This is a genomic window from bacterium (genome assembly GCA_040753555.1).
GTDB lineage: Bacteria > UBA9089 > UBA9088 > UBA9088 > UBA9088 > JBFLYE01.
On the sequence record JBFMDZ010000014.1, the window covers coordinates 1 to 25,337 of the forward strand.

Genomic DNA, 25,337 nt, shown 5'->3' on the forward strand with positions numbered 1-25,337 from the left:
GGAACCTTTACGGCTTTAGGAAATCTTATAACCTTTCCCTTTAAAATAGAAAGCCCTTGCGTATTCCCTTCTTCACTTTCTTCAAGTAGAATTTGCATTCCAAGGCATATACCTAAAATAGGCTTATTTTTTCCTGCTTCAATTAGGGCTTCAAGAAGCCCCAATCTTTTTATGCTCTCCATAACATCCTTGAAATGTCCAACACCAGGAAGGACAATCTTATCAGCCCTATTAATATCCCAGGGTTTATTAGAGATAATAACATTATTATTAAAAATTTCAAATGCCTTTTTTACAGAGTAAAGGTTTCCAGAGCCATAATTAACTATTGCTATCATTTTTATTCTAAATTGTATAATTTATAAACCATTTCGTCAATCTGACAACTGTATTCTGTCAAATTAGGAAACACACACTTGACTTATCCTAAAAGAATAAATTATATTTTTGTTATGATTACAATGAGTATTGACCAGATGCTTGAGAAAATGGTTGAGACAAATGCATCTGATTTATATATTAAAACAGGTTGTCCTCCTATGTATAAGATAGAAGGAGCTACCTTGCCTGCAAAGATGGATCCATTAGCACCTGAGGATACAGAGCATCTTGCTTATGCTATTATGAGCGATGAACAAAAAAAGGAGTTTGAAAAGGAAAAGGAGCTTAACTTTGCCTATCACCTTCCTGGTGTTAGATTTAGGGTAAATGTCTATAGGCAGAGGGAATCAGTGGCTATTGTCTTCAGGCAGATAAAGCTTCAGATTGCAACATTAGATGACCTTAATCTTCCTCCTGTTTTTAAAGAGATTTCACTAACACCAAGGGGTCTTGTTCTTGTTACAGGTGCAACAGGCTCTGGGAAATCAACAACCCTTGCTGCAATAATAGACTATAGGAACGAGAATAGGACAGGCCATATTATAACCATTGAAGATCCAATAGAATTTGTCCATCTTGATAAAAAAGGCATAGTAAGCCAGAGGGAGGTTGGGATAGATACATTTTCCTTCCCAGCTGCCCTAAAGAATACATTGCGTCAGGCACCAGAGGTTATCCTTATAGGTGAGATGAGGGATATAGAGACCGTTTCATCATCTATCTACTATGCAGAAACAGGACATCTTGTTTTATCAACCCTTCATTCAACAAATGCTAATCAGACAATGGAGAGGGTTATTAACTTTTTTCCAGAGGAGATGCACCCTCAGATATTCCTTGCCTTATCATTAAATCTTAAGGCTGTAGTCTCCCAGAGGCTTATTCCAGGAATTGACAAGAAGCGTGTTGCAGCAATTGAGATTATGCTTGTAACACCAAGGATAAAGGAGCTTATAAGGAGGGGTCAGATTGGTGGCGAGCTAAAAGGAGCCATTGAAGGGGGTAGAAATGAGGGCTGTCAATCATTTGACCAGGCAATATTTGAGCTATATCAAAGTGGAAAAATAACGCAGGAGGATGCCCTTCGCTATTCTGACAGCCCAAATGATATGAGGCTTAAGATGAAGGGATTAGCATAATAAAATGCAAAATTTTAAAGACAAGAGGGTAAAACACCCAGTCTGCCTTCGGCAGACACCCCTCTAAAAGAGGGGAATGAAAGGAGGTAAAAAATGTATGCTGTTTTTGAGGTAGGAAAAAAACAATATTTAGCAGAGGAGGGAAAGGTTATAGATATTGACCTTTTGGATAAACATAAGGATAGTGAAATTGAATTTTCTGATATCCTGATGGTAAGGGATGAGAATAATGTTATAATTGATAACCTTTCAGCCTTTAAGATAAAAGCAAGGGTTTTGGGAGAGAAAAAAGCTAAAAAGATTACCATAATGAAGCATATCCCAAGAAAGGGTCATCACAAAAAGATAGGCCATAGGCAAAAATACACATCAATTCTTATAGAAAAGATAGAAGGGCCCTTAGCTCAGTTGGTTAGAGCATCTGACTCATAATCAGGGGGTCATAGGTTCGAGTCCTATAGGGCCCAATAGAAGGTGTTAATAAACACATACGATTGTTTTAAATACATTCTTCTATTTTTTCCAAAATATCTTCTTCTTTTATCCTTTCCATACAATTGTATTCCTTGCATTTTAACCCCTTACACCTTTTCTCTTTGCAGATTATGTCTGGTGTAAGTAGATAATAATTTTCTCCCAAGGGATGCCATTTTTTTGGGCTTTGTGATGAAATTAGAGGAAATAAGCCAATTGTTTTAACACCTAAACAAGATGCGATATGCAAAGGCCCTGTGCTTGGTCCAATAAATATGGAAAAAAGAGAAATAAGGGCAATAAGCTCTCCTAAATTTGTTTTTCCATAAAGATTAAGGGGATTTGCTTTTGTTTCTCTAATTATCCTATCTATTACTTGCTTATCATTCATTCCTCCTGTGATAATTGGTCGTGTTTTATACCTTTCCTCTATCTTTTCAATCAATTTAGTATATCTTTCGCTTGTCCAATTCAATGCACTACCTTTACACCCTGGATGTATCCCAATGATTGGCTCTGGTATTTCAGAAATAAGGCTTTTTGCATATTTTAAATCTTCATCCTTAACAAAAATCTTTGGACTATGGACTACGGTCTGTTGACTATTGACTAACTTAAGGCACCAATTAGATTCATGGATATCCCTTCTGTGTATATACCTTCTTTTGTTAAATAAAATTCCACAAGGCTTATATCCTGTTCCAATCCTTTCTGGTATTCCAGCAAGAAAGGAAATAAAGGCATTTCTTAAATTTGGATAAAAAATGAATGCAATATCAAATTTGGTTTTAAAAAGCATTTTGGAGGTTTCAAAAATGCCTTTGTCATCAACAATAATTTCATCTATATCTTTGTTATTCCATAAAATATCTTTGGTATAGGGCGATACAAGAATAGAAATAGAGGCATCTGGATATAGCCTTCTTATGCCAGAAATTGCAGGAAGGGTAAGAATAATGTCACCAATCCCATCATTTCTTACAATGAGAATTTTCATTATCAGCTAATTATATTGTTTTGCAAAAAGAAAAGCAACCTTATGGAAGGCTTTAAAATTACATTCTGCTTGATGTTAAAAGGGTGACTATACTAAAATATGTAGAGGTTTTTAAAAATTTTGATTGAAAGGGTTTTGGTGGTAAAAAATAAGGCGGGTATTCATGCAAGGCCTGCGGCTTTGATTACCCAAGTAGCAACAAAGTTTAAATGTGAGGTCTATATAAAAAAGGAAGAGATTGCAGGATGGATGAATGGAAAGAGCCTTCTTGGAATATTGTCATTAGAGGTATTTCAAGGGGATAGGGTAATTTTAAGATGTGAAGGAGAAGACGAAAAAGAGGCTATGAAAAGCATAACAAGGCTATTTGGAAAAAGGTTTAATGAAGATTAATGTAAATGTTATAAGAAGGGGGTGGTCGTTATGCCAACAATAAAGGTACCATTAGAAGAGGTTGCTCATATTTTGCAAAGGCTTACATCAGGAGAGATTGAGACTTTAGAAATTATGTTGACACCAAACCTTTCCAAAGAAATAAAAGAAAGGTGGCAAGATGCAAAGAAAGAACTTAGCAAGGCCAGAACAATTACAAAAGAAGATTTATTTGAAGAATGTACACAATAGCCTTTTTATCTGCTGTAAGAAAAGATATTAAAAGGCTAGATAAAAGGCTTAAGGAGAAGATAAGAAATGAGGAGATTAGAAAGATTGAGAAAGATCCCTATATCGCTGAACCACTTTCTTCTTGTTTTAAGGGATTATGGTCTTATCATTTTTCTTATGAGGGAACAGAATATAGAATTGTATATGAGATTTATCCAAAAGAAAAGATTGTTTTAATAATTATGATTAGAAAAAGAGAAAAATTTTATGAGGTATTGAAAAGGAGAATTATCGGGTAATGTTATTATTACAACAAATCAAAGGTTTCAACGAAATTTAATGAAGATTAAAAGGTTTTCTGGGATTGGTGCGTCCTCTGGGATTGTTAAAGGAAAGGCATATCTCTTTAGCCTTGGAAGGCAGATGCCTATAAAAAGGGAGTTAAAGGAAAAAGAACGCAAAGAAGAAAAGGCTATGTTAAAATATGCGCTGGAGAAGACAAAAGAGGAAATATCAACAGTAATGGAGAAGATAAAAGATGATTTTGGGGCTAAGTTTTCAGATATCTTTAATGTTCACCTCGCTTTATTAAATGACCCAACGCTTATTCCCGTTGCAGAGAAAAATATAGAAAAGGGGGTAAATGCTTCCTATGCTTTTCAAGAGGCTGTCCGCATGGTTATTGATAATCTATCTTTGCATTCTGGTCAAGCTGGAAGAACTATTGAAATTCTTCATGATATCTCGTCAAAGATGTTTTATCATCTTGGTGAAAGGGATTATAAAAGGTTGGAGGATTTAGATGAACAGGTTGTTCTTGTTGCAAGAAATATCTCGCCTTATGATACTGCCTCTATCCCAAAGGAAAAGATTGCAGGAATTCTATGTAGTATGGGAACGCAGACATCCCATGCGGCAATCCTTGCCAGGGCTTTAAGAATCCCTGCTGTTCTTGGGATTTCTGATATTGAGAATATTGTTTTACAAGATGATATTATAATCCTTGATGGAAGAAAGGGGCTGGTTATAGTAAATCCAGGAAAAAAAGAGGAGGAATTGTATCAAAGGAGAAAGAAGGAGGAGGAGCTTGAGAAATATTTTAAGGAAGGCCTTGTCCATCTTCCCTCAAAGACAAAGGATGGACATAGGATAAACCTCTCTGCAAATATTGAGCTTGCTGATGAGGTACATTTGATAAGAAAAGAGAATGCTGATGGCATAGGATTATTCAGGACAGAGTTTTTGTTCGTTGATAGGTTAGATATTCCAGATGAAGATGAACAAACAAGGGTCTATTCAGAGATAGGAGAGATTGCCTATCCACATTATGTTACCATAAGAACACTTGATATTGGTGAGGATAAGATACCCTTGTTTTTAAAAGAAAAATCCTTTTCTTCTTCCTTGAGGGCAATTAGGCTTTTATTGAAATATAAGGAGATATTTAAAACCCAGCTAAGGGCAATACTAAAGGCAAATAAAATGGGGAATATTAAGATTATGTTTCCTATGGTTACTTGTGCTGATGAGCTGATTAAAGCAATCGCTCTTTTGAAAGAGGCAAGTGATGAGCTTAAAAAGGAGGGAAAAGAATTTGATGAGGATATAGAGATAGGGACAATGATTGAGACGCCCTCCTCTGCTATTGCAGCTGATACATTGGTAGAGCTTGTAGATTTCTTTTCTATTGGCACAAATGACCTAATTCAATATACCCTTGTTGTTGACAGAACGAGCCCTGATACAGCCTATCTTTACGAGCCATTACATCCTTCAATTTTAAGGCTTATAAAAAATGTTATTGATGTTGGTCATAAATCTGGGGTGTGGGTTGCGATGTGTGGTGAAATGGCATCAGATTCTTTATATACACCCCTCCTTCTTGGATTAGGAATTGATGAGTTAAGTGTCAATTGGGATGTAATGGGAAGAATAAGAAAGGCAATAAGAAATATAACAATGGATGAAGCAAAGCAAATAGCAGAAAAAACCCTTTCTTTAACAAAACCAGAGGAGATAAGGAAATTTTTGGAAAAGGAGGTATATGGATAAAAAATGGAAAGAAAAATAGGCGAGGTAAAGGTAAGTAATGAAGCAATAGCATCAATTGCTGGTATTACAGCATCAAATGTTGATGGTGTTGTTGGTTTAAGTGGAGGTATAAGAGATGGAATTGTCAATATCTTAACTAGAGGACAGGTTACAAAAGGGGTAAAGGTAGAGGTTGGGCAGGAGGAGGTTATTGTTGATGTCTCAATAATTTTAAGATATGGGGTAAAGATTTTTGATGTCTCCTTTTCTGTCCAGGAGGCTGTAAAAAAAGCAATTCAAGATATGACAGGCTTAAGGGTGGTTGAGGTAAATGTCTTTGTTGAGGGTGTTGAAATAGTAGAAAAGGAGGAAAGGAGATTAAAATGAGCATTATCTTTAGAATTTCTCTCTTTATTCTTGTATTCTTTCTTATTGTTTTTGGTTGGCTTTTTATCCTTCTTGGGCTAAATACGATTCCAATTAGTAAAATTACCCCTTTTATTGATTATAGAATTGCCATTATTGGCTTTGTTTTATTTGGCATAAGCCTCCTTGTTTTATCCCTTGAAAAGAGGTTTTTTTCTTCTGATGATGGTATAGATATAGCTTCTGAAAATGGCTTAATTAGAATAACAAAAACAGCCGTAGAGGATTTAATAAACCAAATAGAGATAGATGGGATTGATAAGATGTCTTGTAAGGTCTCAATAAGGGATAAAATTGTTGACCTTAAAATATTTGCGACAGGATTTTCCTCTTCTATGGAGGGAATAGGAAATAACATAAACAAAGAGATAGATAATCTAATGGATGAAATAATGATAAGAGATTATAGAAAAATGGTCTATATAAATCATATAAAACGAAGAAGGAGGTTGACATGAGATTTTTTGAGCTAATAAAGGGGTATATAGAGAAGAACCCAAATGCATTTTTGGGTGGATGTATAGGGCTATTCTTCGGTCTTCTTATCATAAGCTTTGGCATTTTAAAGACCCTAATTCTCCTCCTTTCTTGTATTATTGGCTTTCTTATTGGAAGAAGGATTTGAGGACTAATATTATTCAATTCTTGACATATTCGGGATTAATGTCCTCCTCTGTCTTTATTCCCCTTCTTGCCAAAGAGCTAAACGCCTCCCTTTTCTTTATTGGATTGGTAATTGCCACTTTTAATGGCTTAGCATTTGTAAGCTTTTCCCTCTTTGGTTTTCTTTCTGATAGGTTTGAAAGAAGAATATTTCTTTTTCTGGGGCTTCTTCTTTCCTCAATTATGATCTTTTGTCATATCTTTATAAAGAATCCAAGCTCCTTGCTCTTTATAAGGGCTATCACGGGTCTTGTTTGCGGGATGTATCCTGCGGCTTTATCGGTCTATGGATTTTACCACAGGAATGGAATGATGGGAAGGTTCGTAGGATATGGCTCACTTGGTTGGGCATTTGGAAGTATATTAGCAGGTTTTATTCAAAGCTATAAGGCTATATTTCTTTTAAGTAGCTCTTTATTTTTTATGGGATTCCTTATTGCAAGGGGGGAAAAGAGGAATTTTTCCCAAGAAAAGATAGAAATCAAGGCATTCTTTGGTGTTTTTAAAAGAAATATGGGGGTATATCTTCCCTATTTCTTAAGAAGCCTTTCTGCCACATCTATCTGGGCAATCTTTCCCCTTTTTCTTGTATCCCTTGGTGCATCCAAGTTTTGGGTAGGAATTGCCTATTTTTTAAATACATTCTCCCAATTTCTCATTACACCATTTGTTGAGAGCCATAGAAATACCATTCTTATAAAAACAGGGCTTCTTGCATCCGCATTTGTCTTTCTGGGATATGGCATTTCTCCTTCGTTCTTCTATATCCTTCCCATCCAGATATTGCTTGGTCTTTCCTATACTACATTACAAGTCGGCTCTCTTCAGGAACTCCTTTCCAAAAATAGGGAGCAATCAACCGTAAGTGGAATTCTTTATTCCCTGGTCTGTCTTGCCTCTGTGATTGGTCCAATCTTGGGTGGCTTAATCCTTTCTAATTATGACTTTAAAATTCTTATGTATCTTTCAGGAATTGTTTGCCTTTTTTCCCTTTTGCTTTCAAAATGAATATAAGAATTATTGATGCCAATCTCAATAGGGTAAGGGAGGGCTTAAGGGTTATAGAGGATATTGCAAGGTTTATATTAGAAGACAGGGAAATTACGGAAAAGATAAAGAAAATAAGGCATAGGATTGCCTCACTTTCTCTACCTCCATCCCTTCTTCTTAAAGAAAGGGATATTGAGGGAGATATTGGGACAAAAATAGAAGATTATAAAAAGGATAATTGGAAGGAAATTTTGCAGGCAAACATAAAAAGAACAGAGGAGGCTTTAAGGGTTCTTGAGGAATTTTTAGGCAGCGATTTTAGGAAGATAAGGTATAGCGTCTATGCAATAGAAAAGGCTTTGTTTAAGCCAAGGATAAAGGGTTTATACTTAATCATTGATACAGGGTTGTGTGAACCTATAGATGTAGTAGAAAAGGCAATTGATGCGGGTGTTAAGATAATCCAACTAAGGGACAAAAGGGGCAATATTAGGGAATTTTTGAAAATAGGAGAGAAAATAAGAAGCCTCTCAGATGAGATTACCCTGATAATCAATGACAGGCTAGATGTTGCATTGGCGGTATCTTCTGATGGCTTGCACCTTGGACAAGATGACCTTCCAATACAATATGCAAGAGAAAGGTTTCCTGGAATAATTGGTGTCTCTTGCCATAGCCTGGATGAGGCAATAAAGGCAGAATTGAATGGTGCGGACTATATTGGATTAGGTCCTATATTTAAAACAAAGACAAAGCCCGAACTTTCTCCCATTGGCTATGAAATAATCAAGGAGGTAAAGCAAAAGATAAAAATCCCCATTGTTGCTATTGGTGGAATAACATTGGAAAATTTAGAAAAGGTAAGGTCTGCAGATGCAATTGCTGTTGCTTCTGCAATATTGGAGAGCAAGGATGTAAAGGAAGATTGCATTAAGTTTATTAAGGATTTAACCAAAAAATATTGCAATAATTTATGAGGGAATATATAATAAAAGGATGCCAGAGTTAAGACAGAATTTAGCGACAAAGGAGTGGGTCATTATTGCAAAGGAGAGGGCAAGGAGGCCTGAGGATTTTGTAAAGAAAGAAGAGAAGAAAATAATTCCTGAATTTGTGGAAAAATGTCCATTCTGCCCCGGAAATGAGGCTATGTGCCCTCCTGATACCTTTTCTATTAAGGATGAACAGGGATGGAAAGTAAGGGTTATTCCAAACAAGTTTGCCGCACTTATTCCAGAGATTAGCAATGACAAACCAAACCTTATAGGGCTTAAGAGGCATATGCCTGGTTTTGGCTACCATGAGGTCATTATTGAAACCCCTAAGCACAATCTTACAACAGCCCTCCTTGACATATCCTATGTAAAAGACATTATTCTTTCTTACAGAGAAAGGTATCTATGGCTTTCAAATGACCCAAGGATAGACCATATTATTATTTTTAAAAATCATGGAGAGGCTGCTGGAACATCCCTTGAACACCCACACTCCCAACTGGTTGCAACACCGGTTGTCCCAAGTCATATAAGGGCAAGGATTGAGGAGGCAATGAGATACTATGATGACCACCAAAGGTGTGTTTTTTGTCAGATGATTGAGGATGAAATAGAGGAGGGAATAAGGATTGTTGCAGAAAATGCCTCCTTTGTCTGCTTTGTTCCGTATGCGGCATTCTCTCCATTCCATTTGTGGCTTCTTCCAAAGAGGCATTACCCACAATTTGGGGACATAAAAGATAATGAAATTATGGATTTAGCAATGATTCTAAAGGATGTTCTTTTCCGGCTCTATTTTGGGATAAATAATCCAGATTTTAACTATGTTATAAGGTCAGCACCAACAGATTTTACAAGGGTAAATTACTTTCACTGGTATCTTTCAATTGTCCCAAGGATAAGCAAAGCCGCAGGGTTTGAGCTAGGTAGTGGTATGTTTATAAATGCATCAATTCCAGAGGAGAGCGGAAAATTCTTAAGGGAAGTAAAAATTTAAGTTGGTATAAATGTTCAACATACAGGCAGATTTATAATAAAACTTGTCATCTTTGGCATACTTTCTACCTCAATTGTTCCTTTATGCTCTTCTATAATGGCTTTACAAATAGAAAGCCCCAGGCCTGTTCCTATTTTTTCCTTTGTAATAAAGAATGGCTCAAATATTTTGGGAATATCCTCTTTGCTAATACCAGGGCCATCATCTATCACCCTTATTTCAACAAAATCAGCAGGCTTGTTTATTTTTACCCTTACATTTCCCATTCCTTCTCTTTCTTTAAAAGCCTCTGAGGCATTCTTCATAAGATTATAAAAAACATCCCTTAGCATAAAGGTTATAGGGAAGGTAGGTAAGATTGTAAAAATATTACCAAAAATTATACCTTATGGAAAAGATCAACCTTCATTTGCACTAGGTCTTAACCCCTCATACTTTAAAGACAGGGTAAAGGCAGGAAGGGATTATCTCGGCTATGGCTCTTATATAAGCCTTGAGTTTAGGTTTTAGGAATGAAAGAGATTGATTATACATTTTTTCTCTCTTTTGATATGCTCACTCCTTAATCCTGGTGATGCTTGCCCCAAGGGTTACCAGCCTCTCCTCAAGGCATTCATATCCCCTGTCAATATGATAGACCCTGTCAATTATGGTTTTTCCGGATGCAGAAAGGGCTGCTAAAACTAATGCCGCTCCCTGCCTTATATCTGATGCCATAATGTTTACACCCGAAAGGTTTTTTACACCCTCAATAATAATCTCGCTTCCGGTTATCCTTATCTTTGCTCCCATCCTGGAAAGTTCAAAGATATGGCTTGTCCTCTCATTAAACACGGTCTCCTTTACAATGGATGTTCCACTTGCAATACACATTAAAGAGGAGATTAATGGCTGAAGATCGGTGGAAAATGACGGGTATGGGCCTGTGATAACATTTGTTGCCTTAAGCCTTTCTTTTCCAATTGCCTCTATGCCAGAATCCTTTCTTTTAATTATAACACCCATTTCAGACATCTTTGCAATTAAACCTCTCATATGCTCGTATATTGCATTCTGGACAAATACCCTTCCCTTTGTAATTGCACCTGTAATGAGGAATGTTCCTGCTTCTATTCTATCCGGAATGGGAGAATATTCACAAGGCACAAGAGAGGAAACACCGTCAATAATAATTGTGGAGCTTCCTTCTCCCTCTATTTTTGCACCCATCTTTTTAAGAAATAAAGCAAAATCAACGATTTCAGGCTCTTTTGCACAATTTTCAATTATTGTCTTTCCATCTGCCAATACGCCTGCCATTATAAGATTCTCTGTTCCTGTATGGGTTGGATAATCAAGGTAAATCTCGCATCCCTTTAGCTTATCCGCACTTAATGTAATGTAGCCCCCTTCCTCTTTTATCTTTGCCCCAAATTTCTCAAATCCCTTAAGGTGGATGTCTATATTCCTTGCTCCCAAAGCACATCCCCCAGGGAAAGAGACGCAAGCCTTTTTAAGCCTTGCCAATAGAGGAGCGGCAACAAGGAACCCTGCCCTCATCTGGCAGACAAGCTCATAGGGTGCATCTGTTTTATTAACATTTGTTGTATCTATCTCTAATGTGTGGTTGTTGTAAAAGCAAGATGCACCTAAATGCTCAAGCAATTTTATAAAAACAGAGACATCACGGATATTTGGGACATTTCTGATAATGGTCTTTCCTTCTGATAGAATAGCTCCAGCCATCATTGGAAGAATAGCATTCTTTGCCCCAAATACCTTAATCTCTCCGTCTAATGGTTTCCCACCCTCAATGACAAATTTATCCATCTTAGAAAACTTAAAATTTAAAACGCAAAACTAAAAACTAATGACATTTTTAATAAATTTTTACCACATTTTTGCATTTTGCATTTTGAGTTTTACATTTTGAATTATCCATCCTTTAGTAACTTTACCATCCCCCCAAGGTCTATCTTTCCTTCATATAATGCCTTTCCTATGATTACACCTGATATAGGAAGCCTGCTTAAATGCATTATATCAGACATTGTGCTTATGCCGCCACTTGCAATTATCTTGATATGCTGGATATGTTTTAAAAGGCTTTCAAATAAGGAAATGTTTGGGCCATTCATCATCCCATCCCTTTCAATGTCTGTAATTATAGCCTCTCTTAAGCCCAAATCTCCCATTTTAAGCAATAGTTCATCTAATTTGTAATCGGTTAATCTCTGCCAGCCAGAGATAGCAATTTTTTCTCCTTTAACATCTAATCCAACAAGGATTCTCTCGGAAAACCTTAACAATGCCTTTCTTAAGAATAGCTCATCCAGAATGGCAGATGTTCCCAAAACAGCCCTATTTATACCTATATCCATAATCCCTTCTAAAATTTCAAAATTCCTTATCCCTCCTCCCATCTGAACTGGAATTCTTACCTTGTCTACAATTTCCTGAATTACATCAAGGTTTTGTGGTTTTCCAAAGAATGCACCATCAAGGTCTACAATATGAAGGGCGGATGCTCCTTTTTCCTTCCAACCAAAGGCAACATCAACAGGGTTTTCTGAATAAATCTTCTCCTTTTCAAAATCGCCCTGTGTAAGCCTGACAACCCTTCCTTCCCTAATATCAATTGCTGGATATATTACCATAAAGCAAGTATAATAAAAATAGAAATGGATTGCAACCTTAAGGTAATTATTTCTGATATTGAAGGTGAGAGGATTGATATATTTTTATCAAAAAGGCTTAATTTATCAAGGTCAAAGGTAGCATTTTTGATAAAAGAGGGATTAGTTAAGGTAGATGAAAAATTTATAAAGCCACACCATAAGATAAGAATAGGAGAAAAGATTGAGGTTATTCTTCCTGACGAAACAATTAAACCAGAAAATATCCCTTTGGATATTGTCTACGAGGATGCTGATATAATTGTTGTCAATAAGCCAGCTGGTATGGTTACCCATCCAACGGCAAAGATAAGGAAGGAAACATTGGTTAATGCCTTGCTTTTTCATACCTCTCTTCCAGATACAGGTAATCCAGATAGACCAGGGATTGTCCACAGGCTTGATAAGGATACATCCGGGCTTATTGTTATAGCAAAAACAAAAGAGGCATATAAAAACCTGGTAAAAATGATAAAAGAGCGTGTTGTCAAAAGAAGGTATCTTGCTCTTGTTTCTGGAAATGTAGCTCTAGATAAGGGAGAAATTTCAATTCCCATTGGAAGGCCCAAAAAAGGAGGGGTATTGATGAAGCCTTATGGAAGGAAAATGAGGGAAGCAAAGACATTTTACAAGGTATTAGAAAGAAGAAAGGATATGTCATTATTAGAGGTCTCCCTTGAAACAGGAAGGACGCATCAAATAAGGGTTCATCTGGCAAATATGAAACACCCTGTCCTTGGTGATAAGGCATATGGGAAAAAATCAGCTATAATCAATAGACAAGCCCTTCATTCATTTTCTTTGAGCTTTCCCCATCCAATAACAAATAAATCCCTTGAGTTTAAGATAGAGCCTCCAGAAGATATGAAAAATGTTGCAAATTTTGCTAATTTTTTGTAAAATTAAGGGATGAACGGTATAGATTGGGCAAAGATTGATGAGATAATTAAAAAATATGAGAATAAGCCAGGCTCTGTTATCCCTGTTTTAGAAGAGACACAGGGAATTGTCGGCTATCTTCCAAAAGAGGTATTACACAGGGTAGCTGATGGCTTGAACATTTCAAGGAGCATAGTCTATGGAATTGTTACCTTCTATTCATTCTTTTCAATAAAACCAAGGGGAAGGAATGTTATAAGGGTCTGCCTTGGAACAGCCTGTTATGTAAAGGGAGCTGATGCTATCCTTGATAGGATAAAGGAGGTTCTTAAGATAGACGCAGGAGAGATAACAGAGGATAGAAGATTTTCCCTTGAAGCTGTCCGTTGTGTTGGTGCTTGTGGTCTTGCTCCTGTTATGATGATAAATGAGGATGTTCATGGCCATTTAGAGCAGGGAAAGATAGAGAAAATCCTTGAAAAATATGAATGAAATTATCTGAAATAAAAAGCCATTTAGAGGGAGAGGTTATATTTTCTCTTGATGAGGATATAGAAATAGAAATGGCTTGTGGCTCTGATTTAATGAGCGATGTTTTAGCCTTTGTAAAGAGCAATTCCCTCCTTTTAACAGGTCTTATAAACCCCCAGGTTATAAGGACAGCAGAGATGGTAAATATAAAGGCAATATGCTTTGTTCGGGGAAAGATGCCATCTGATGAGACAATTTCCCTTGCCAAAGAGATAGGAATCCCCCTTTTAAGGACAGGTCTTCCAATGTATGAATCCTGCGGAAGGCTGTATAAAGCCGATCTTCCTGGCTGTTATGGAAAATAATCTACTTAAAGAAATAGCATATGATATTAAGGTTTCATCTGTAATGAATAAAAATGTCTTAAGCATATCAGGTGATTCTAAAATGGGAGACTTAAGGGAGATTATGAGGGATAGGAGAATATCAGGAATGCCTGTCGTTGAGAATAATGAGCTTATTGGAATTATAACCCTTGAGGACTTTATCAAGGCGATAATAAACAGGGAGGAAAATATTTTAATAAAAGAGAAAATGTCAAGGGATGTTAAGGTGCTATTTGAAGAGGAAGCCCTTATCAATGCCTTAAATAAATTTGAAAAGTTTAATTATGGAAGGTTTCCCGTTATTAACAACAATAAAAAACTTGTTGGTATACTTACAAAGACCGATGTTATCCATGGATTTCTTAAAACCCTTGAGAACAAGTATCAAGAGGAGGAGATTAAGGGCTATAGGGTTTCCCATTTTTTTGAGGATGTCTTAGCAGACAAGAAGGAAATAATCCTTGAGTATGAAATAATGGGTGGTGATTTTAAAATAGCAGGAAGGGGATCAAGTAGGCTTAAGAAGACCCTGAAAAGGCTTGGAATACATCCGAATATTATAAGAAGGCTTGCCATTGCAAGCTATGAGGCAGAGATGAATGTTGTTATATATGCAAAAAGAGGAACGATAAAAGCCTTTGTCTTTCAAGATAGAATAGATGTTGATGTAGATGATGAAGGCCCTGGAATTCCCGATGTAGAAAAAGCAATGGAACCTGGATTTTCAACAGCACCTGATTGGGTTAGGGAGCTTGGTTTTGGTGCAGGAATGGGGCTTTATAATATAAAAAATTGCTCTGATGCTTTTGAAATAAAATCAGAGGTCGGTTTGGGAACAAGCCTTATCTTTAGGGTAAATATAAATTGAAAGTAATACAGGGGATATTGGGAAAATAATACTATGCGATTAGATAATAATGAAAAAAAGGCATTAAAATTTGCCTTGCAGGGATTTAAGGGAGAAACTTTTCTTTTTGGCTCACGAATAAATAAGACAAAAAATGGAGGGGATATTGATATATTGTTGATTCCTAAAGGAACAAAGAGCAACCCAACAAAGCTGGCTTTAAAAATTGAGGCAAGCTTTTTTTCTATGTGCGAACAAAGGATTGATGTTATTGTGTATAATAACGGTTTATTTTGTAAGGAGATATTAAAAAATGCAAAGAGAATTGATATTGAAAGAATTTGAGGATCTAAAAAAAGCAAACCTTTTACTTAAGGCATCTGTTAAAAAATTTAAACCCTATAGAGAAAAAAAGATATATAGCCCCGAAGAACTTGAGTATTACGATTCCCTCGCATTTAGATTTGAAAAATGTATGGAGCTTTTTTTAAATTTTTTTAAGGGCATAGAGCTGTTTTTATATTCAGAGATTAGTGATACACTAAGGGATAGGTTGTTAAATATGCAGAAATTAAATATTATTGATGAGATTGAATTTTGGATGGAGGCAAGGCTATTAAGAAACAAAATTTCTCACTCTTATTTGCCCGAGGAATTAAAAGACCTCTATAATGAAATTATAAAGAAGGCAAAAAGAATTTTTGGGGTTATAGAAAGGATTAAGAGATATTTAAAAAATATAGAAGATAAGGGTATATAATAGTCAAAATGAAGCAGGGGTTTTCAACGCACTTACTTGATGAGGCTATTGAACGACAAAGGCAAGAGCAAGAAGAATTGCGGCTTTATTTGATAAAAAAACTTTTTGCTATCCTGGATAAATTAAACCAAGAGGTTTTTTTTAAAGAGGCATATCTATTTGGTTCAATAGATAAGCCACACGGATTTTTAAAAAACTCAGACATTGATATTGGTTTTATTGGATTAAGGGATGAGGAATTTTTCAATGTAATGTCTTATCTTTCAAGGGAGATAGGCATTGATGTAGATGTTATACAATTGGAAGGCCATAGGCTTTCTGAGAAGATAAAAAAAGAAGGGATAAAATGGATGAGGAAAAACTAGCTATACTAAAGGCTGAGATAGATGCAGAAAAGAGGGAAATAGAGAATATCTATACCAAACTTAAAAAGCGTAGTTATGAAAAGGGCGAATCTGGTATTGAGAGCATAGGTTATCAATTGCATAATCTCTATTGTGCCTTTGAGGATTTATTCAAGATTATAGCAAATGCCTTTGAGAATTATATTCAGGATAAAGGACAGTATCACATAGAGCTACTTAAGCGAATGACTATACCTATAGAAGGGGTTAGACCAGCTTTGTTATCACAGGAAAGCTACATCTTGTTAGACAATCTTCGCTCTTTTAGACACTTTTTCAGGCATGCCTATTCTTACGAACTAGATGCAAGAAAGGTTAAAATTGTTATGGAGGATGCTACTAAACTAAAGGAGATATACCAAAAGGATATTCATACCTTCTTGGACAATTTCGCATAATAAATTGAAAGTAAAGGATATTGTAGAAAGCCTTTCCCTTTCTGTAATTACAGGAAGAGAGCAATTGGATAGAGAGATAACAGGAGGGTATTGCTCCGACCTTTTATCCGATGTCCTTGCAAATGCAAAGAGAGGGGATATCTGGATAACCCTTCAGGTTCATCAGAATATCATTGCTGTTGCATCTATGAAGGAGCTTTCAGGGGTAATCCTTGTGAATAATAGAAAGCCTGACCCTGATACATTACAAAAGGCAGAGGATGAGGATATCCCCATTCTAAGTTGTCCATTTTCTTCTTTTGAGCTTGCAGGAAGGCTGTATCAGCTTGGAATCCCTGGTTAATGCTTTTTAAAGCAGATCTTCATATCCACACCCTCCTTTCTCCCTGTGCTTCTTTTGATATGACACCAAAGGCAATAGTAAAAAAAGCAAAGGAGATAGGCATTGATATTATTGGGATAACAGACCATAACTCAGCAGAGAATGTAGGGGTTACAAAGAAAATTGGGGAAAAAGAGGGAATTTTTGTCCTTGGAGGGATTGAGGCAACAACAAAAGAGGAGGTTCATATCCTGGCATTATTTGGGGATGAAAAAGCCCTTTTATCTTTTCAAAAAAGGCTCTATGATGATATTCCACAAAAAAATGTATTTGGAGAGCAGGTAATTGTTGATGAGGAGGATAATGTTTTAGGTTTTAACCAGAGGCTTCTTATTTCTGCAACAGGCATATCAGCCAATGAGATGGTTTCTCTTATCCATTCATTGGGAGGAATAGCCATTGCACCACACCCAGAAAGGGCATTTGGAATAGCCTTTCAGCTTGGATTTATTCCAAGCGAATTAGAGCTTGATGGGATTGAGGGAAAAGGAGGCATAGCTAGCTCTGATGCCCATTTTTTAGATGATATTGGATTAAGATGCACAATCTTTGATATTGAAAAACCAAGCATTTTTGAGCTAAAATGTGCTTTAAAAGATGGAAGATATTTCACTACATATCCTTGATATTGCAGAGAATTCAATAAGGGCAGGGGCAAAGAAAATAAGGATTGAAATAACAGAGGATACAAAGGTTGATATTCTTACAATTGCAATAATAGATGATGGTAAGGGAATGGATATAGAAACATTAAAAAAGGCGACCTCTCCATTCTTTTCAACAAAGGGAAAGAAGATAGGATTGGGATTATCGCTTCTTGCTCAATCAGCAAAGGAGGCAGAAGGCTCTTTTTCTATAGAATCAAAACCAGATAAAGGAACAAAGGTTTTTGCCTCATTTAAATTAAGCCATATTGACAGAAAGCCATTAGGAAATATAGGTGAGACCATAAAAACATTGATTGTAGCAAACCCAGAAATAAGGTTTATCTACAAACAAAGCCTGAATAAAAAATGCCTTTTTCTTGATACAGGTAAAATTGGAAAGAAAATGCTGTAATTGCGGAAGAAGTTTAAGCAATGAGCCTGCAATAAGGGGATTAAAGGGCTTTCTCTGTTTTCCCTGTAGATATAATTTTGACAAAGATGGAGGAGAGAAATTCTTTCTTGAGCATCAAAGCTATCAAGAAAAAAAGGCAAACTGGGAATTAAAATATAAGGATAAATGGCTCAAACATCAGAGGCTTAAAGGATTTGCGTTGGTAAGTTTATATCTTTTAGTAATTTCTCTCTTTGTTCCATTTTTTCTATTTCTTTTTGAGAAAGGCAATAAAACTATCTTTGCCTTTTGTTTTTTAATATCAGGGGCATTCCTTATTATTAGGATGGTTTTATTAAACATAAAGATTTCTTATGAAGAGCCTCCAGAGATTCCAAGAAAAGAACCAAATGCACTATTGGCTATACTTGATGTTGTTTTTGATGAAGAATTAGATGAAGAATTTATTAGATTTAAAGGCTATCCGCCAGATTGGAAAGAGAGGCAAAGCAAATGTTTAGAAAGGGATGGATATAAATGCAGGATTTGTGGAAAGACAAAAAAGCTACATATACATCATATAATGCCTATATCCTATGGTGGAATACATAGCCTGCAAAATCTTATAACCCTTTGTTATACCTGCCATAAAAAGCAGGAATACTACCAGCATCCAAGCTTAATAATAGAAAATATTAAGGCAAATAAAAAATATTGGGTTTCTTCACATATAAACTCCGGTGGAAAAAGTATCTCTGGCTATTTCAGGAGAACAGGAAGAAGGGGTGGATTTTGGCGCAAGATAAGAAGGGTAAGATCCTAATTCTCATCCTTTGCAAATTCCATATGCTCTGCTTTAAAGAGCTTTTTTAGGAAATTGCCCATCCCTCCATTTTCAGGGAATGGGATATTTGCCATTGTATTTCTTATGTTGTAGATACATTGGGTTGCCCTTGCCTTTGGATGGGCAAGAAAGAAGGGAGATTGCTCCCTAACAGATTCCTCAACATTCCTGTCATCAAGGAGAACGCCTATTTTTTTAACCTGCATTCCCAGAAACTGACCCGCTATCTCCATTATCCTATTTGCTACCTTCTCTCCCTCCTCTATTGTCTTTGCCCGATTGACAATAAGCCTTATATCCAAATCCTTTGTTCTGAAAGATACAGCCTTTATTATTCCATACGCATCTGCAATGGCTGTTGGTTCTGGTGTTGTAACAAGCAAAACCTTGTCTGCTGCCAAAACAAATGAAAGCACCCTTCCAGAAAGACCAGCAGAGGTATCAATAAAAATAAGGTCAGCGATACTAGACATCCCTGACAATTGTTCAATCAATTCATCCCTTTTCTTTGGAGAGAGGTTTGCCAGGGTTGATATGCCAATTGCACCTGTTACTATCTTTATTCCACAAGGGCCATCTGCTACAACTTCATCAATCTTTTTCTCTCCTTTAATAACATGAAAAAGGTTATACCTTGGGGGTGGAACAACACCTGCTACAATATTTACATTAGAAAGTCCAAGGTCTGCGTCAATAATAAGAACCTTTCTTCCTGCAAGGGCAAAGGATATTCCAAGATTAACAGAAATATTTGTCTTTCCCACACCGCCCTTTCCAGAGGTTACTGTAATTATTTCAACAGAATCCCTTTTCCTTTCCTTTGCTAATTCCCTTAATCTTTCTGCCTGATCCATCTTAGAAAACTTAAAATTTAAAGCACAAAACTAAAACAACAATGCAAAATATTTTGTAACTATTCACCCTCTATTATAAAGATATGTTAAATTTTCTTCAATCTTTTTCTTAAAAATGAAAACAGAAAAATATGTAAGGATTGCATACTTAAAGAGATGGAATTGAGGCTTAGAAAACAAGAGAAATTAATATCATAGTGCCTAAAAACAGGGAATTTAAGAAGTTGAGTAAGGTTATATCTTTTTAATATCCAAATTCGTTTAATATCTTATCCTTCTTTCTCCAATCCCTCTTTTCTTTTACAATAAGCTCAAGGTATACAGGTTTATTATGAAATGCCTCAATCTCTTTTCTTGCCCTTTCTCCTATCCTTTTTAATGCCTCTCCCTTTTTTCCTATTAAGATTCCCTTTTGGCTTGTTCTATTGACATAGATAATAGCCCTGATATAATCCTTTCCATCTTCTCTCTCCTTAAATTCCTCAACAACAACGGCTGTATCATAAGGGATTTCATCACCATAACATAAGAAGATTTTTTCTTTGATTATCTCTTCTACAAAGAACCTTTCTGGATGTGTAGAGAGAATGTCAGTATCATAGAATGGTGGATGAAGGGGAAGAAGGGAAATAATTTCAAAAAGCAAGGAATCACAATTTATCCCTTTCTTGGCAGAGATTGGGATTATCTTTAGGAATAGGTCTAGGTTGTTGTAATATTCTATCAAGGGAAGGAGATCTGGCTTACTTATTTTATCTATTTTGTTGATGGCAAGGATTGTATTTTCTCTTTTAAAAAAATCTGAAATTATTTCTTTTTCATAAGGCTCAACCATTAAAAGAGAAATATCAGAATCCATAATGGCAGACCTTGCCTTCCCTACCATCCTTTCATCTAATTTATCCTTCTGTCTTGCCATTAAACCAGGTGTATCAATAAATATTGCCTGAACATCAGGAAGGTTTAAAATCCCAAGTATTTGATGCCTTGTTGTTTGTGGCTTTGGTGTAACAGATGAAACCTTTTCTTTTAAGAGTGTGTTCATCAGGGTTGATTTTCCAACATTTGGCTTTCCAACAAGAGAAATGTACCCTGCTTTAAACATTTTAATTTTAAATTTTAAATTTTAAATTGGAAATTGTAAAATATTTAAATGAAATGGTTTGGCTTTTTTATAAGGATTTTAATTGGTGGATTATTCATTTATTCAAGCATTCCAAAGATAATAGACCCAATAGGCTTTGCAATGTCTATTGAAAATTATAGAATCCTTCCCGTGTTTTTAATAAAACCAGCCGCATTCTTTCTTTCCTTTTCTTTGCTTCTTGCTGGAATAGCCTTAATTATTGGATTTTGGACAAGAATAGCAATTATATTAGCCCAAATTCTTCTTGTTATTTTTATTTCTGCCCTTTTTTCTACAATTATAAGGGGTATTGATATTGAATGTGGATGCTTCAAGGGAGCAAAGTTTAAGGCAAAGGCTACCTTTATCTTTGACATCATCCTTTTTTGCTTATCATTTGTGGTATTGTTTGCGAAGAATATTCCATTTTCTATTGATAAGTTAATTGAAAAATTGACAAGAAAGGAAAGGAAAGATTATCATTAAAGGCAAAAATGATTATAGTTTTTGAGCTAGGTTGTAGCGAGGATAGGATTAATCATATAGCAGAAAAAATCTCCTCATCTGGACTTAAGCCAATAATCTCAAAGGGTGTAGAGAGGACAGTAATAAATGTTATTGGTGATGAGAGGGTATTGGACAAGGATCAATTAGAGGCATTTCCTGGTGTTGAGAGGGTTGTGCCTATCCTTAAGCCATTTAAGCTTGCAAGTAGAGAATTTAAGAAGGAGAATACCCAAATAGATGTTGAGAACGTAATTATTGGAGGAAAAAAAATTGTTGTAATGGCAGGTCCCTGCTCTGTTGAAGGAAAAAAGGAGATAATAGAGGTAGCAAAGATTGTAAAGGAAAGCAAAGCAGATATAATTCGTGGTGGTGCATTCAAGCCAAGAACATCGCCATATGCCTTTCAGGGTCTTGAGGAAGATGGACTAAAATATTTAAAAGAGGCATCCGAGATTACAGGGCTTCCTATTGTCTCTGAACTTATGGATACAAAAGATATTGAGCTTCTTATGAAATATGTTGATATTATCCAGATAGGAGCAAGGAATATGCAGAATTTCTCATTGTTAAAAGAGGTTGGGAAGGTAAAAAAACCCGTTGTTTTAAAAAGGGGTCTATCTGCTACAATAACAGAATTTCTAATGGCAGCAGAGTATATCCTATCAGGCGGAAACCCCTATGTTATTTTATGTGAAAGGGGAATAAGGACATTTGTTGACCATTCAAGGAATACATTGGATATCGCAGGGATTTCTGCTTTAAAAGAGCTTACCCACCTTCCTGTTATATCTGACCCATCCCATGCCGCTGGAAGATGGAATCTTGTTTTACCACTTGCTTTATCCTCAATTGCGGCAGGATGTGATGGCCTTATGATTGAGGTTCACCAAAATCCAGAGTCCGCATTCTCTGATGGAGAGCAAAGCCTGAAGCCTAAAAAATTTGCTATTCTAATGGATGAAGCAAGAAAGGTGGCAAATGTTTTGGACAGAAGCCTATAAAATGCAAAAACAACCCTACCTGGTGTAGCTTATAGCGACAGTGAAATGAAAACCCTTGTTGTTATTCCAACATATAATGAAAGTGAGAATATTAAGGCATTGATTGAGGCAATTTTGGCTTTAAAGATAGATGCTTTGGATATATTGGTTGTTGATGATAATTCACCAGACAAAACAGGCGATATAGTAGAGAACTTAAGTAAAAATTTGCCACAAGTAAAGGCAATTCATAGATATTCTGAAAGGGGAAGGGGTCTGGCAGGAATAGATGGGTTTAAATATGGAATAGGAAATGGCTATGATTATATAATGGAGATGGATGGCGATTTTTCGCACAATCCAAAATACATCCCAGATTTTTTAAAGGCAATAAAAGAATGTGATGTTGTTATTGGCTCTCGTTATGTTCCAGGGGGTGGTGAATATAAAAGGCAGATTATAAGGAGGATAATAAGTAGGTTTGCAAATTTTTTATTAAAAAGCATTTTGAAATTTAAGGTTTCTGATTGCTCATCTGGATTTCGTTTGTTTAAAAGAGGGTGCCTTGAAGAAATAGACATAGAGCATCTTTCGTCAAAAGGGCCCTGGATTTTAACAGAAATTCTTTATAAGTGTCATCAAAAAGGCCATAAGATTAAGGAGATTCCTATTGTTTTTAAAGAGCGCACACTTGGCAAATCAAAACTTAATGGCCAAATATTACTCCATAGCTTCTACTTTGCGGCTAAATTAAGGCTATATGGTAAAAATAAGCAATCTATATAAATCTTACGGTGAAACAGAAATTCTAAAGGGAATAGGGTTAGAGATAAAAAGGGGTGAGATTGTTGCCATTGTTGGAGCATCTGGTGTTGGAAAATCTACCTTGCTTCATATTATAGGTGGCATAGAAAAGCCCTCTGCTGGGAATGTCCTTTTTAATGATACTGACATTTTTACATTAAAAGAGGATTCTCTTAATAAATTTAGGGCAAAGAATATGGGGTTTATCTTGCAATTTTATAACCTCTTTTCAAACTTATCCCTTCTTGAAAATGTATTGCTTCCATCATATATTATTGGAAATAATGCAAAAGAGAGGGCGATTGAGCTTATATCATTTTTGGGGTTATCTGAAAGATGTAGCTATCTTCCAAATAGGCTTTCCTGTGGTGAACAACAAAGGACAGCCATTGCAAGGGCTTTGATAAATTCTCCAGAGATAATTATTGCAGATGAGCCAACAGGCTCTCTTGATAAAAAAATGAGCTTTGAGGTCTATGAAATGTTAAAATCCATTGTTAAAAAGGAAAATAAATCTTTAATAATTGCTACCCACAATGAGGAGCTTTCAAAGATGGCAGACAGGCTCTTTAGGCTATCTGATGGACAGCTGATATAGAATAAAGAAAAAGATTTTCCTTTGACCAAAACTGAAATGAAGGCATTTATAAAGACATATGGTTGTCAAATGAATAAATACACATCCCTTGTCTATAGGGAGGAATTGTCCCAATTAGGCTATGAGATGACAGAAAATGAAAATGAAGCAGATGTCATTCTTCTTAATACCTGTAGCGTTAGAAAGCATGCAGAGGATAGGGCATTGGGAAGGCTTAACTCACTTTTATCATTAAAAAGAAAAAATCCGGCTCTTAAGATTGGCATTGTTGGATGTATGGCAGAAAGGCTTGGTAATAAGCTTTTTGAAATATCCCCACATCTTGATTTTATAATTTCTCCAAATAATATTGGAATGATAAAAGAGGCAATAAGGGGAAAATCTTACAAGGCTCTATCAGATGAGCCTTCATTCCCCTGTCAAAAAGGAATTAAGGCATTTGTTCCAGTCTCCTTTGGTTGCTCTAATTATTGCTCATATTGCGTTGTTCCATATACCACAGGGTGCCTTAAGAGTAGAAAAAAGGACGAGGTCATAAGAGAATGTGAATTTTTATTAAAGAATGGCATAAAGGAGATAACCCTTCTTGGTCAGGATATAACATCCTATGGAAGGGATTTGAATGATGGGAATTTAGCCTCTATTTTAACCTCTGTTTCCAAAATGGGTATTTTAAGAATAAGGTTTATAACATCACATCCCTTGGGAATGAATGAAGAAATGATTGGGGCTATTGCCAACAACAAAAACATTTGTCCTTCAATTCATATTCCTTTACAATCTGGCTCTAATAGAATTCTTTCCCTTATGAATAGGGGCTATGAAATTGAATATTACATTACACTTGTAGAGAAGATAAGAAAAAGCTTAGAAGAGCCTTCAATTACAACAGACATCATTGTTGGATTTCCAACAGAAAGTAAAGATGATTTTAGCAAAACACAAGAGGCATTAAAGGCAATAGAATTTGATTCAGCATTTTTGTTTAAGTATTCGCCAAGGGAAGGGACAGGGGCTTACAAATTAAAAGAGGATTTAAGTGAAAAGGAAAAGATAGAAAGGCTAAACCATCTTATTAAAATACAAAATGAAATATCTTTTAAAAAAAACAAATGCCTTATAGGAAAAGAATATAATGTCCTTGTTGAGGGGAAAAACCTTAAAGATAAAAAATTCTTGATAGGAAGGACAGATACAGATAAAATGGTTGTATTTAAAGGAGAGCCTTCCTTAATTGGAAAGATTATAAGAGTAAAGATTGAGGATGCTTCAACCTATACATTGAAAGGAGAAGGATATGGTTTGCCTACCTAAAGGAAGGTGATTAAAATTTGGTATGTGTTTAGCTTTAATGGAACAAATGAAATCCGAAATTCGAAATTCGAAATCTTAAAACAAATTCAAATGACTAAAATTGAAAATTCAAAACAATATAATTCAGAGGAACGAACGCTTATGTTTGCAAAACAGGTAAGAGGGTTTGTGAAAAAATACCCAAAACTATAAGTAATATAGAGGATGGAAAACAAGTAATACGTTCCTCTATAATGAGGAAATCGCAGTAAAAATGTTTAGAATTTTGAATTTCCTATATTTCGCTACCTTTGTCCAGAATTACCTCTAAACAGGATATATTATATCAAAAACACATCACAAAAAGATAATCTCTTTTTTCCTTTATAGATTTTTTTGTTAAATACCATCAAAAC

General features: G+C 35.7%; 36 protein-coding genes and 1 tRNA gene. 30 read left to right on the forward strand and 7 right to left on the reverse strand.

The genetic code is table 11. The annotated features are described in order from the left end of the window. Positions 1-338 (reverse strand): imidazole glycerol phosphate synthase subunit HisH (gene hisH / locus AB1630_02180; protein ID MEW6102620.1); only part of this gene is annotated, 338 nt, incomplete at its 3' end. A gap of 114 nt (positions 339-452) precedes the next feature. Between hisH and AB1630_02185 the strand changes: the two genes are divergently transcribed. The 3 genes from AB1630_02185 to AB1630_02195 all read left to right on the forward strand — a co-directional run bounded on the left by AB1630_02185 (position 453) and on the right by AB1630_02195 (position 1,987). Then, complete coding sequence (locus AB1630_02185) at positions 453-1,520, forward strand: PilT/PilU family type 4a pilus ATPase (protein ID MEW6102621.1); 1,068 nt, start codon at positions 453-455, stop codon at positions 1,518-1,520. Between the two features lie 93 nt (positions 1,521-1,613). Next, on the forward strand, positions 1,614-1,952 hold the full coding sequence (gene rplU / locus AB1630_02190; GenBank protein ID MEW6102622.1) for a 50S ribosomal protein L21: 339 nt from the start codon (positions 1,614-1,616) through the stop codon (positions 1,950-1,952). Next, a tRNA-Ile gene (locus AB1630_02195) sits at positions 1,914-1,987 on the forward strand. The genes rplU and AB1630_02195 overlap by 39 nt, the downstream gene beginning before the upstream one ends. 32 nt (positions 1,988-2,019) lie before the next feature. Here the strand turns inward: AB1630_02195 and AB1630_02200 are convergent. Continuing rightward, on the reverse strand, positions 2,020-2,991 hold the full coding sequence (locus AB1630_02200) for a glycosyltransferase family 9 protein (GenBank protein ID MEW6102623.1): 972 nt from the start codon (positions 2,989-2,991) through the stop codon (positions 2,020-2,022). Positions 2,992-3,111: 120 nt separating this feature from the next. Between AB1630_02200 and AB1630_02205 the strand changes: the two genes are divergently transcribed. The 10 genes from AB1630_02205 to galT are packed head-to-tail and all read left to right on the forward strand — an operon-like array spanning position 3,112 to position 9,696. Beyond that, positions 3,112-3,384, forward strand: a complete 273-nt coding sequence (locus AB1630_02205; protein MEW6102624.1) for an HPr family phosphocarrier protein — start codon at positions 3,112-3,114, stop codon at positions 3,382-3,384. A gap of 30 nt (positions 3,385-3,414) precedes the next feature. Next, positions 3,415-3,615 carry a hypothetical protein gene (locus AB1630_02210; protein MEW6102625.1) on the forward strand — a complete coding sequence of 67 codons (201 nt, stop codon included), beginning with the start codon at positions 3,415-3,417 and terminating at the stop codon, positions 3,613-3,615. Further along, a complete protein-coding gene (locus AB1630_02215; protein MEW6102626.1) occupies positions 3,603-3,893 on the forward strand; it encodes a type II toxin-antitoxin system RelE/ParE family toxin in 291 nt (96 codons plus the stop codon). The genes AB1630_02210 and AB1630_02215 overlap by 13 nt, the downstream gene beginning before the upstream one ends. A gap of 40 nt (positions 3,894-3,933) precedes the next feature. Beyond that, positions 3,934-5,646, forward strand: coding sequence for a phosphoenolpyruvate--protein phosphotransferase (gene ptsP / locus AB1630_02220; protein MEW6102627.1), 1,713 nt, complete (start codon positions 3,934-3,936; stop codon positions 5,644-5,646). Between the two features lie 3 nt (positions 5,647-5,649). Next, a complete protein-coding gene (locus AB1630_02225; protein ID MEW6102628.1) occupies positions 5,650-6,012 on the forward strand; it encodes an Asp23/Gls24 family envelope stress response protein in 363 nt (120 codons plus the stop codon). After that, entirely contained in the window at positions 6,009-6,509 is a 501-nt protein-coding gene (locus tag AB1630_02230) for a hypothetical protein (GenBank protein ID MEW6102629.1), read from the forward strand. The genes AB1630_02225 and AB1630_02230 overlap by 4 nt, the downstream gene beginning before the upstream one ends. Next, positions 6,506-6,676, forward strand: a complete 171-nt coding sequence (locus AB1630_02235) for a DUF2273 domain-containing protein (GenBank protein ID MEW6102630.1) — start codon at positions 6,506-6,508, stop codon at positions 6,674-6,676. Before AB1630_02230 ends, AB1630_02235 begins: the two co-directional genes overlap by 4 nt. Further along, positions 6,673-7,722 (forward strand): MFS transporter, encoded by a 1,050-nt coding sequence (locus AB1630_02240; GenBank protein MEW6102631.1) that lies wholly within the window; start codon positions 6,673-6,675, stop codon positions 7,720-7,722. The genes AB1630_02235 and AB1630_02240 overlap by 4 nt, the downstream gene beginning before the upstream one ends. Beyond that, positions 7,719-8,681: a thiamine phosphate synthase gene (gene thiE, locus AB1630_02245; GenBank protein MEW6102632.1), complete on the forward strand. Its 963-nt coding sequence runs from the start codon at positions 7,719-7,721 to the stop codon at positions 8,679-8,681. The genes AB1630_02240 and thiE overlap by 4 nt, the downstream gene beginning before the upstream one ends. Before the next feature lie 19 nt (positions 8,682-8,700). Beyond that, positions 8,701-9,696, forward strand: coding sequence for a galactose-1-phosphate uridylyltransferase (gene galT / locus AB1630_02250; protein MEW6102633.1), 996 nt, complete (start codon positions 8,701-8,703; stop codon positions 9,694-9,696). A 14-nt stretch (positions 9,697-9,710) separates the two neighbouring features. Here the strand turns inward: galT and AB1630_02255 are convergent, their stop codons facing one another. From AB1630_02255 to hisA, 3 genes are all read right to left on the reverse strand, one after another. Then, positions 9,711-10,028: an ATP-binding protein gene (locus AB1630_02255; GenBank protein ID MEW6102634.1), complete on the reverse strand. Its 318-nt coding sequence runs from the start codon at positions 10,026-10,028 to the stop codon at positions 9,711-9,713. Positions 10,029-10,251: 223 nt separating this feature from the next. After that, positions 10,252-11,505, reverse strand: a complete 1,254-nt coding sequence (gene murA, locus AB1630_02260; protein ID MEW6102635.1) for a UDP-N-acetylglucosamine 1-carboxyvinyltransferase — start codon at positions 11,503-11,505, stop codon at positions 10,252-10,254. A 104-nt stretch (positions 11,506-11,609) separates the two neighbouring features. Next, on the reverse strand, positions 11,610-12,332 hold the full coding sequence (gene hisA, locus AB1630_02265) for a 1-(5-phosphoribosyl)-5-[(5-phosphoribosylamino)methylideneamino]imidazole-4-carboxamide isomerase (protein MEW6102636.1): 723 nt from the start codon (positions 12,330-12,332) through the stop codon (positions 11,610-11,612). 24 nt (positions 12,333-12,356) lie between these two features. Here hisA and AB1630_02270 point away from each other — a divergent pair, with 24 nt between their 5' ends. Genes AB1630_02270 through AB1630_02325 form a run of 12 tightly spaced genes read left to right on the forward strand, consistent with a single transcriptional unit; the run spans position 12,357 to position 18,738 of the window. Further along, positions 12,357-13,250, forward strand: coding sequence for an RluA family pseudouridine synthase (locus tag AB1630_02270; protein ID MEW6102637.1), 894 nt, complete (start codon positions 12,357-12,359; stop codon positions 13,248-13,250). 9 nt (positions 13,251-13,259) lie between these two features. Next, positions 13,260-13,721 (forward strand): NADH-quinone oxidoreductase subunit NuoE, encoded by a 462-nt coding sequence (gene nuoE / locus AB1630_02275; GenBank protein MEW6102638.1) that lies wholly within the window; start codon positions 13,260-13,262, stop codon positions 13,719-13,721. Next, positions 13,718-14,065 carry a hypothetical protein gene (locus AB1630_02280; GenBank protein MEW6102639.1) on the forward strand — a complete coding sequence of 116 codons (348 nt, stop codon included), beginning with the start codon at positions 13,718-13,720 and terminating at the stop codon, positions 14,063-14,065. Before nuoE ends, AB1630_02280 begins: the two co-directional genes overlap by 4 nt. Continuing rightward, a complete protein-coding gene (locus tag AB1630_02285) occupies positions 14,055-14,954 on the forward strand; it encodes a CBS domain-containing protein (protein MEW6102640.1) in 900 nt (299 codons plus the stop codon). Before AB1630_02280 ends, AB1630_02285 begins: the two co-directional genes overlap by 11 nt. A 33-nt stretch (positions 14,955-14,987) precedes the next feature. Continuing rightward, positions 14,988-15,278 carry a nucleotidyltransferase domain-containing protein gene (locus tag AB1630_02290; protein ID MEW6102641.1) on the forward strand — a complete coding sequence of 97 codons (291 nt, stop codon included), beginning with the start codon at positions 14,988-14,990 and terminating at the stop codon, positions 15,276-15,278. Then, positions 15,247-15,693, forward strand: coding sequence for a nucleotidyltransferase substrate binding protein (locus AB1630_02295; protein MEW6102642.1), 447 nt, complete (start codon positions 15,247-15,249; stop codon positions 15,691-15,693). Before AB1630_02290 ends, AB1630_02295 begins: the two co-directional genes overlap by 32 nt. Before the next feature lie 8 nt (positions 15,694-15,701). Continuing rightward, positions 15,702-16,058: a hypothetical protein gene (locus AB1630_02300; GenBank protein MEW6102643.1), complete on the forward strand. Its 357-nt coding sequence runs from the start codon at positions 15,702-15,704 to the stop codon at positions 16,056-16,058. After that, a complete protein-coding gene (locus AB1630_02305; GenBank protein ID MEW6102644.1) occupies positions 16,040-16,495 on the forward strand; it encodes a hypothetical protein in 456 nt (151 codons plus the stop codon). Before AB1630_02300 ends, AB1630_02305 begins: the two co-directional genes overlap by 19 nt. A 4-nt stretch (positions 16,496-16,499) precedes the next feature. Further along, a complete protein-coding gene (locus tag AB1630_02310; GenBank protein MEW6102645.1) occupies positions 16,500-16,838 on the forward strand; it encodes a DRTGG domain-containing protein in 339 nt (112 codons plus the stop codon). Further along, the gene (locus AB1630_02315; protein MEW6102646.1) at positions 16,838-17,503 is read left to right on the forward strand and encodes a PHP domain-containing protein; all 666 of its coding nucleotides are present in this window, start codon (positions 16,838-16,840) and stop codon (positions 17,501-17,503) included. Before AB1630_02310 ends, AB1630_02315 begins: the two co-directional genes overlap by 1 nt. Continuing rightward, positions 17,475-17,936: an ATP-binding protein gene (locus tag AB1630_02320; GenBank protein ID MEW6102647.1), complete on the forward strand. Its 462-nt coding sequence runs from the start codon at positions 17,475-17,477 to the stop codon at positions 17,934-17,936. Before AB1630_02315 ends, AB1630_02320 begins: the two co-directional genes overlap by 29 nt. Continuing rightward, positions 17,917-18,738: an HNH endonuclease gene (locus tag AB1630_02325; GenBank protein ID MEW6102648.1), complete on the forward strand. Its 822-nt coding sequence runs from the start codon at positions 17,917-17,919 to the stop codon at positions 18,736-18,738. The genes AB1630_02320 and AB1630_02325 overlap by 20 nt, the downstream gene beginning before the upstream one ends. Here AB1630_02325 and AB1630_02330 read toward each other — a convergent pair. Both AB1630_02330 and era read right to left on the reverse strand, forming a co-directional pair. Further along, complete coding sequence (locus AB1630_02330) at positions 18,735-19,613, reverse strand: MinD/ParA family protein (GenBank protein MEW6102649.1); 879 nt, start codon at positions 19,611-19,613, stop codon at positions 18,735-18,737. The genes AB1630_02325 and AB1630_02330 overlap by 4 nt on opposite strands. A 244-nt stretch (positions 19,614-19,857) precedes the next feature. After that, a complete protein-coding gene (gene era, locus AB1630_02335) occupies positions 19,858-20,718 on the reverse strand; it encodes a GTPase Era (protein MEW6102650.1) in 861 nt (286 codons plus the stop codon). A 48-nt stretch (positions 20,719-20,766) separates the two neighbouring features. Here era and AB1630_02340 point away from each other — a divergent pair, with 48 nt between their 5' ends. The 5 genes from AB1630_02340 to miaB are packed head-to-tail and all read left to right on the forward strand — an operon-like array spanning position 20,767 to position 24,942. Further along, positions 20,767-21,225, forward strand: coding sequence for a MauE/DoxX family redox-associated membrane protein (locus AB1630_02340; protein ID MEW6102651.1), 459 nt, complete (start codon positions 20,767-20,769; stop codon positions 21,223-21,225). 8 nt (positions 21,226-21,233) lie between these two features. Beyond that, positions 21,234-22,247, forward strand: a complete 1,014-nt coding sequence (gene aroF / locus AB1630_02345; GenBank protein ID MEW6102652.1) for a 3-deoxy-7-phosphoheptulonate synthase — start codon at positions 21,234-21,236, stop codon at positions 22,245-22,247. 45 nt (positions 22,248-22,292) lie between these two features. Next, on the forward strand, positions 22,293-23,012 hold the full coding sequence (locus AB1630_02350; protein MEW6102653.1) for a polyprenol monophosphomannose synthase: 720 nt from the start codon (positions 22,293-22,295) through the stop codon (positions 23,010-23,012). Further along, positions 22,987-23,628 carry an ABC transporter ATP-binding protein gene (locus AB1630_02355; protein ID MEW6102654.1) on the forward strand — a complete coding sequence of 214 codons (642 nt, stop codon included), beginning with the start codon at positions 22,987-22,989 and terminating at the stop codon, positions 23,626-23,628. The genes AB1630_02350 and AB1630_02355 overlap by 26 nt, the downstream gene beginning before the upstream one ends. Before the next feature lie 36 nt (positions 23,629-23,664). After that, positions 23,665-24,942: a tRNA (N6-isopentenyl adenosine(37)-C2)-methylthiotransferase MiaB gene (gene miaB, locus AB1630_02360; protein ID MEW6102655.1), complete on the forward strand. Its 1,278-nt coding sequence runs from the start codon at positions 23,665-23,667 to the stop codon at positions 24,940-24,942. Positions 24,943-25,337 lie beyond the last annotated feature (395 nt).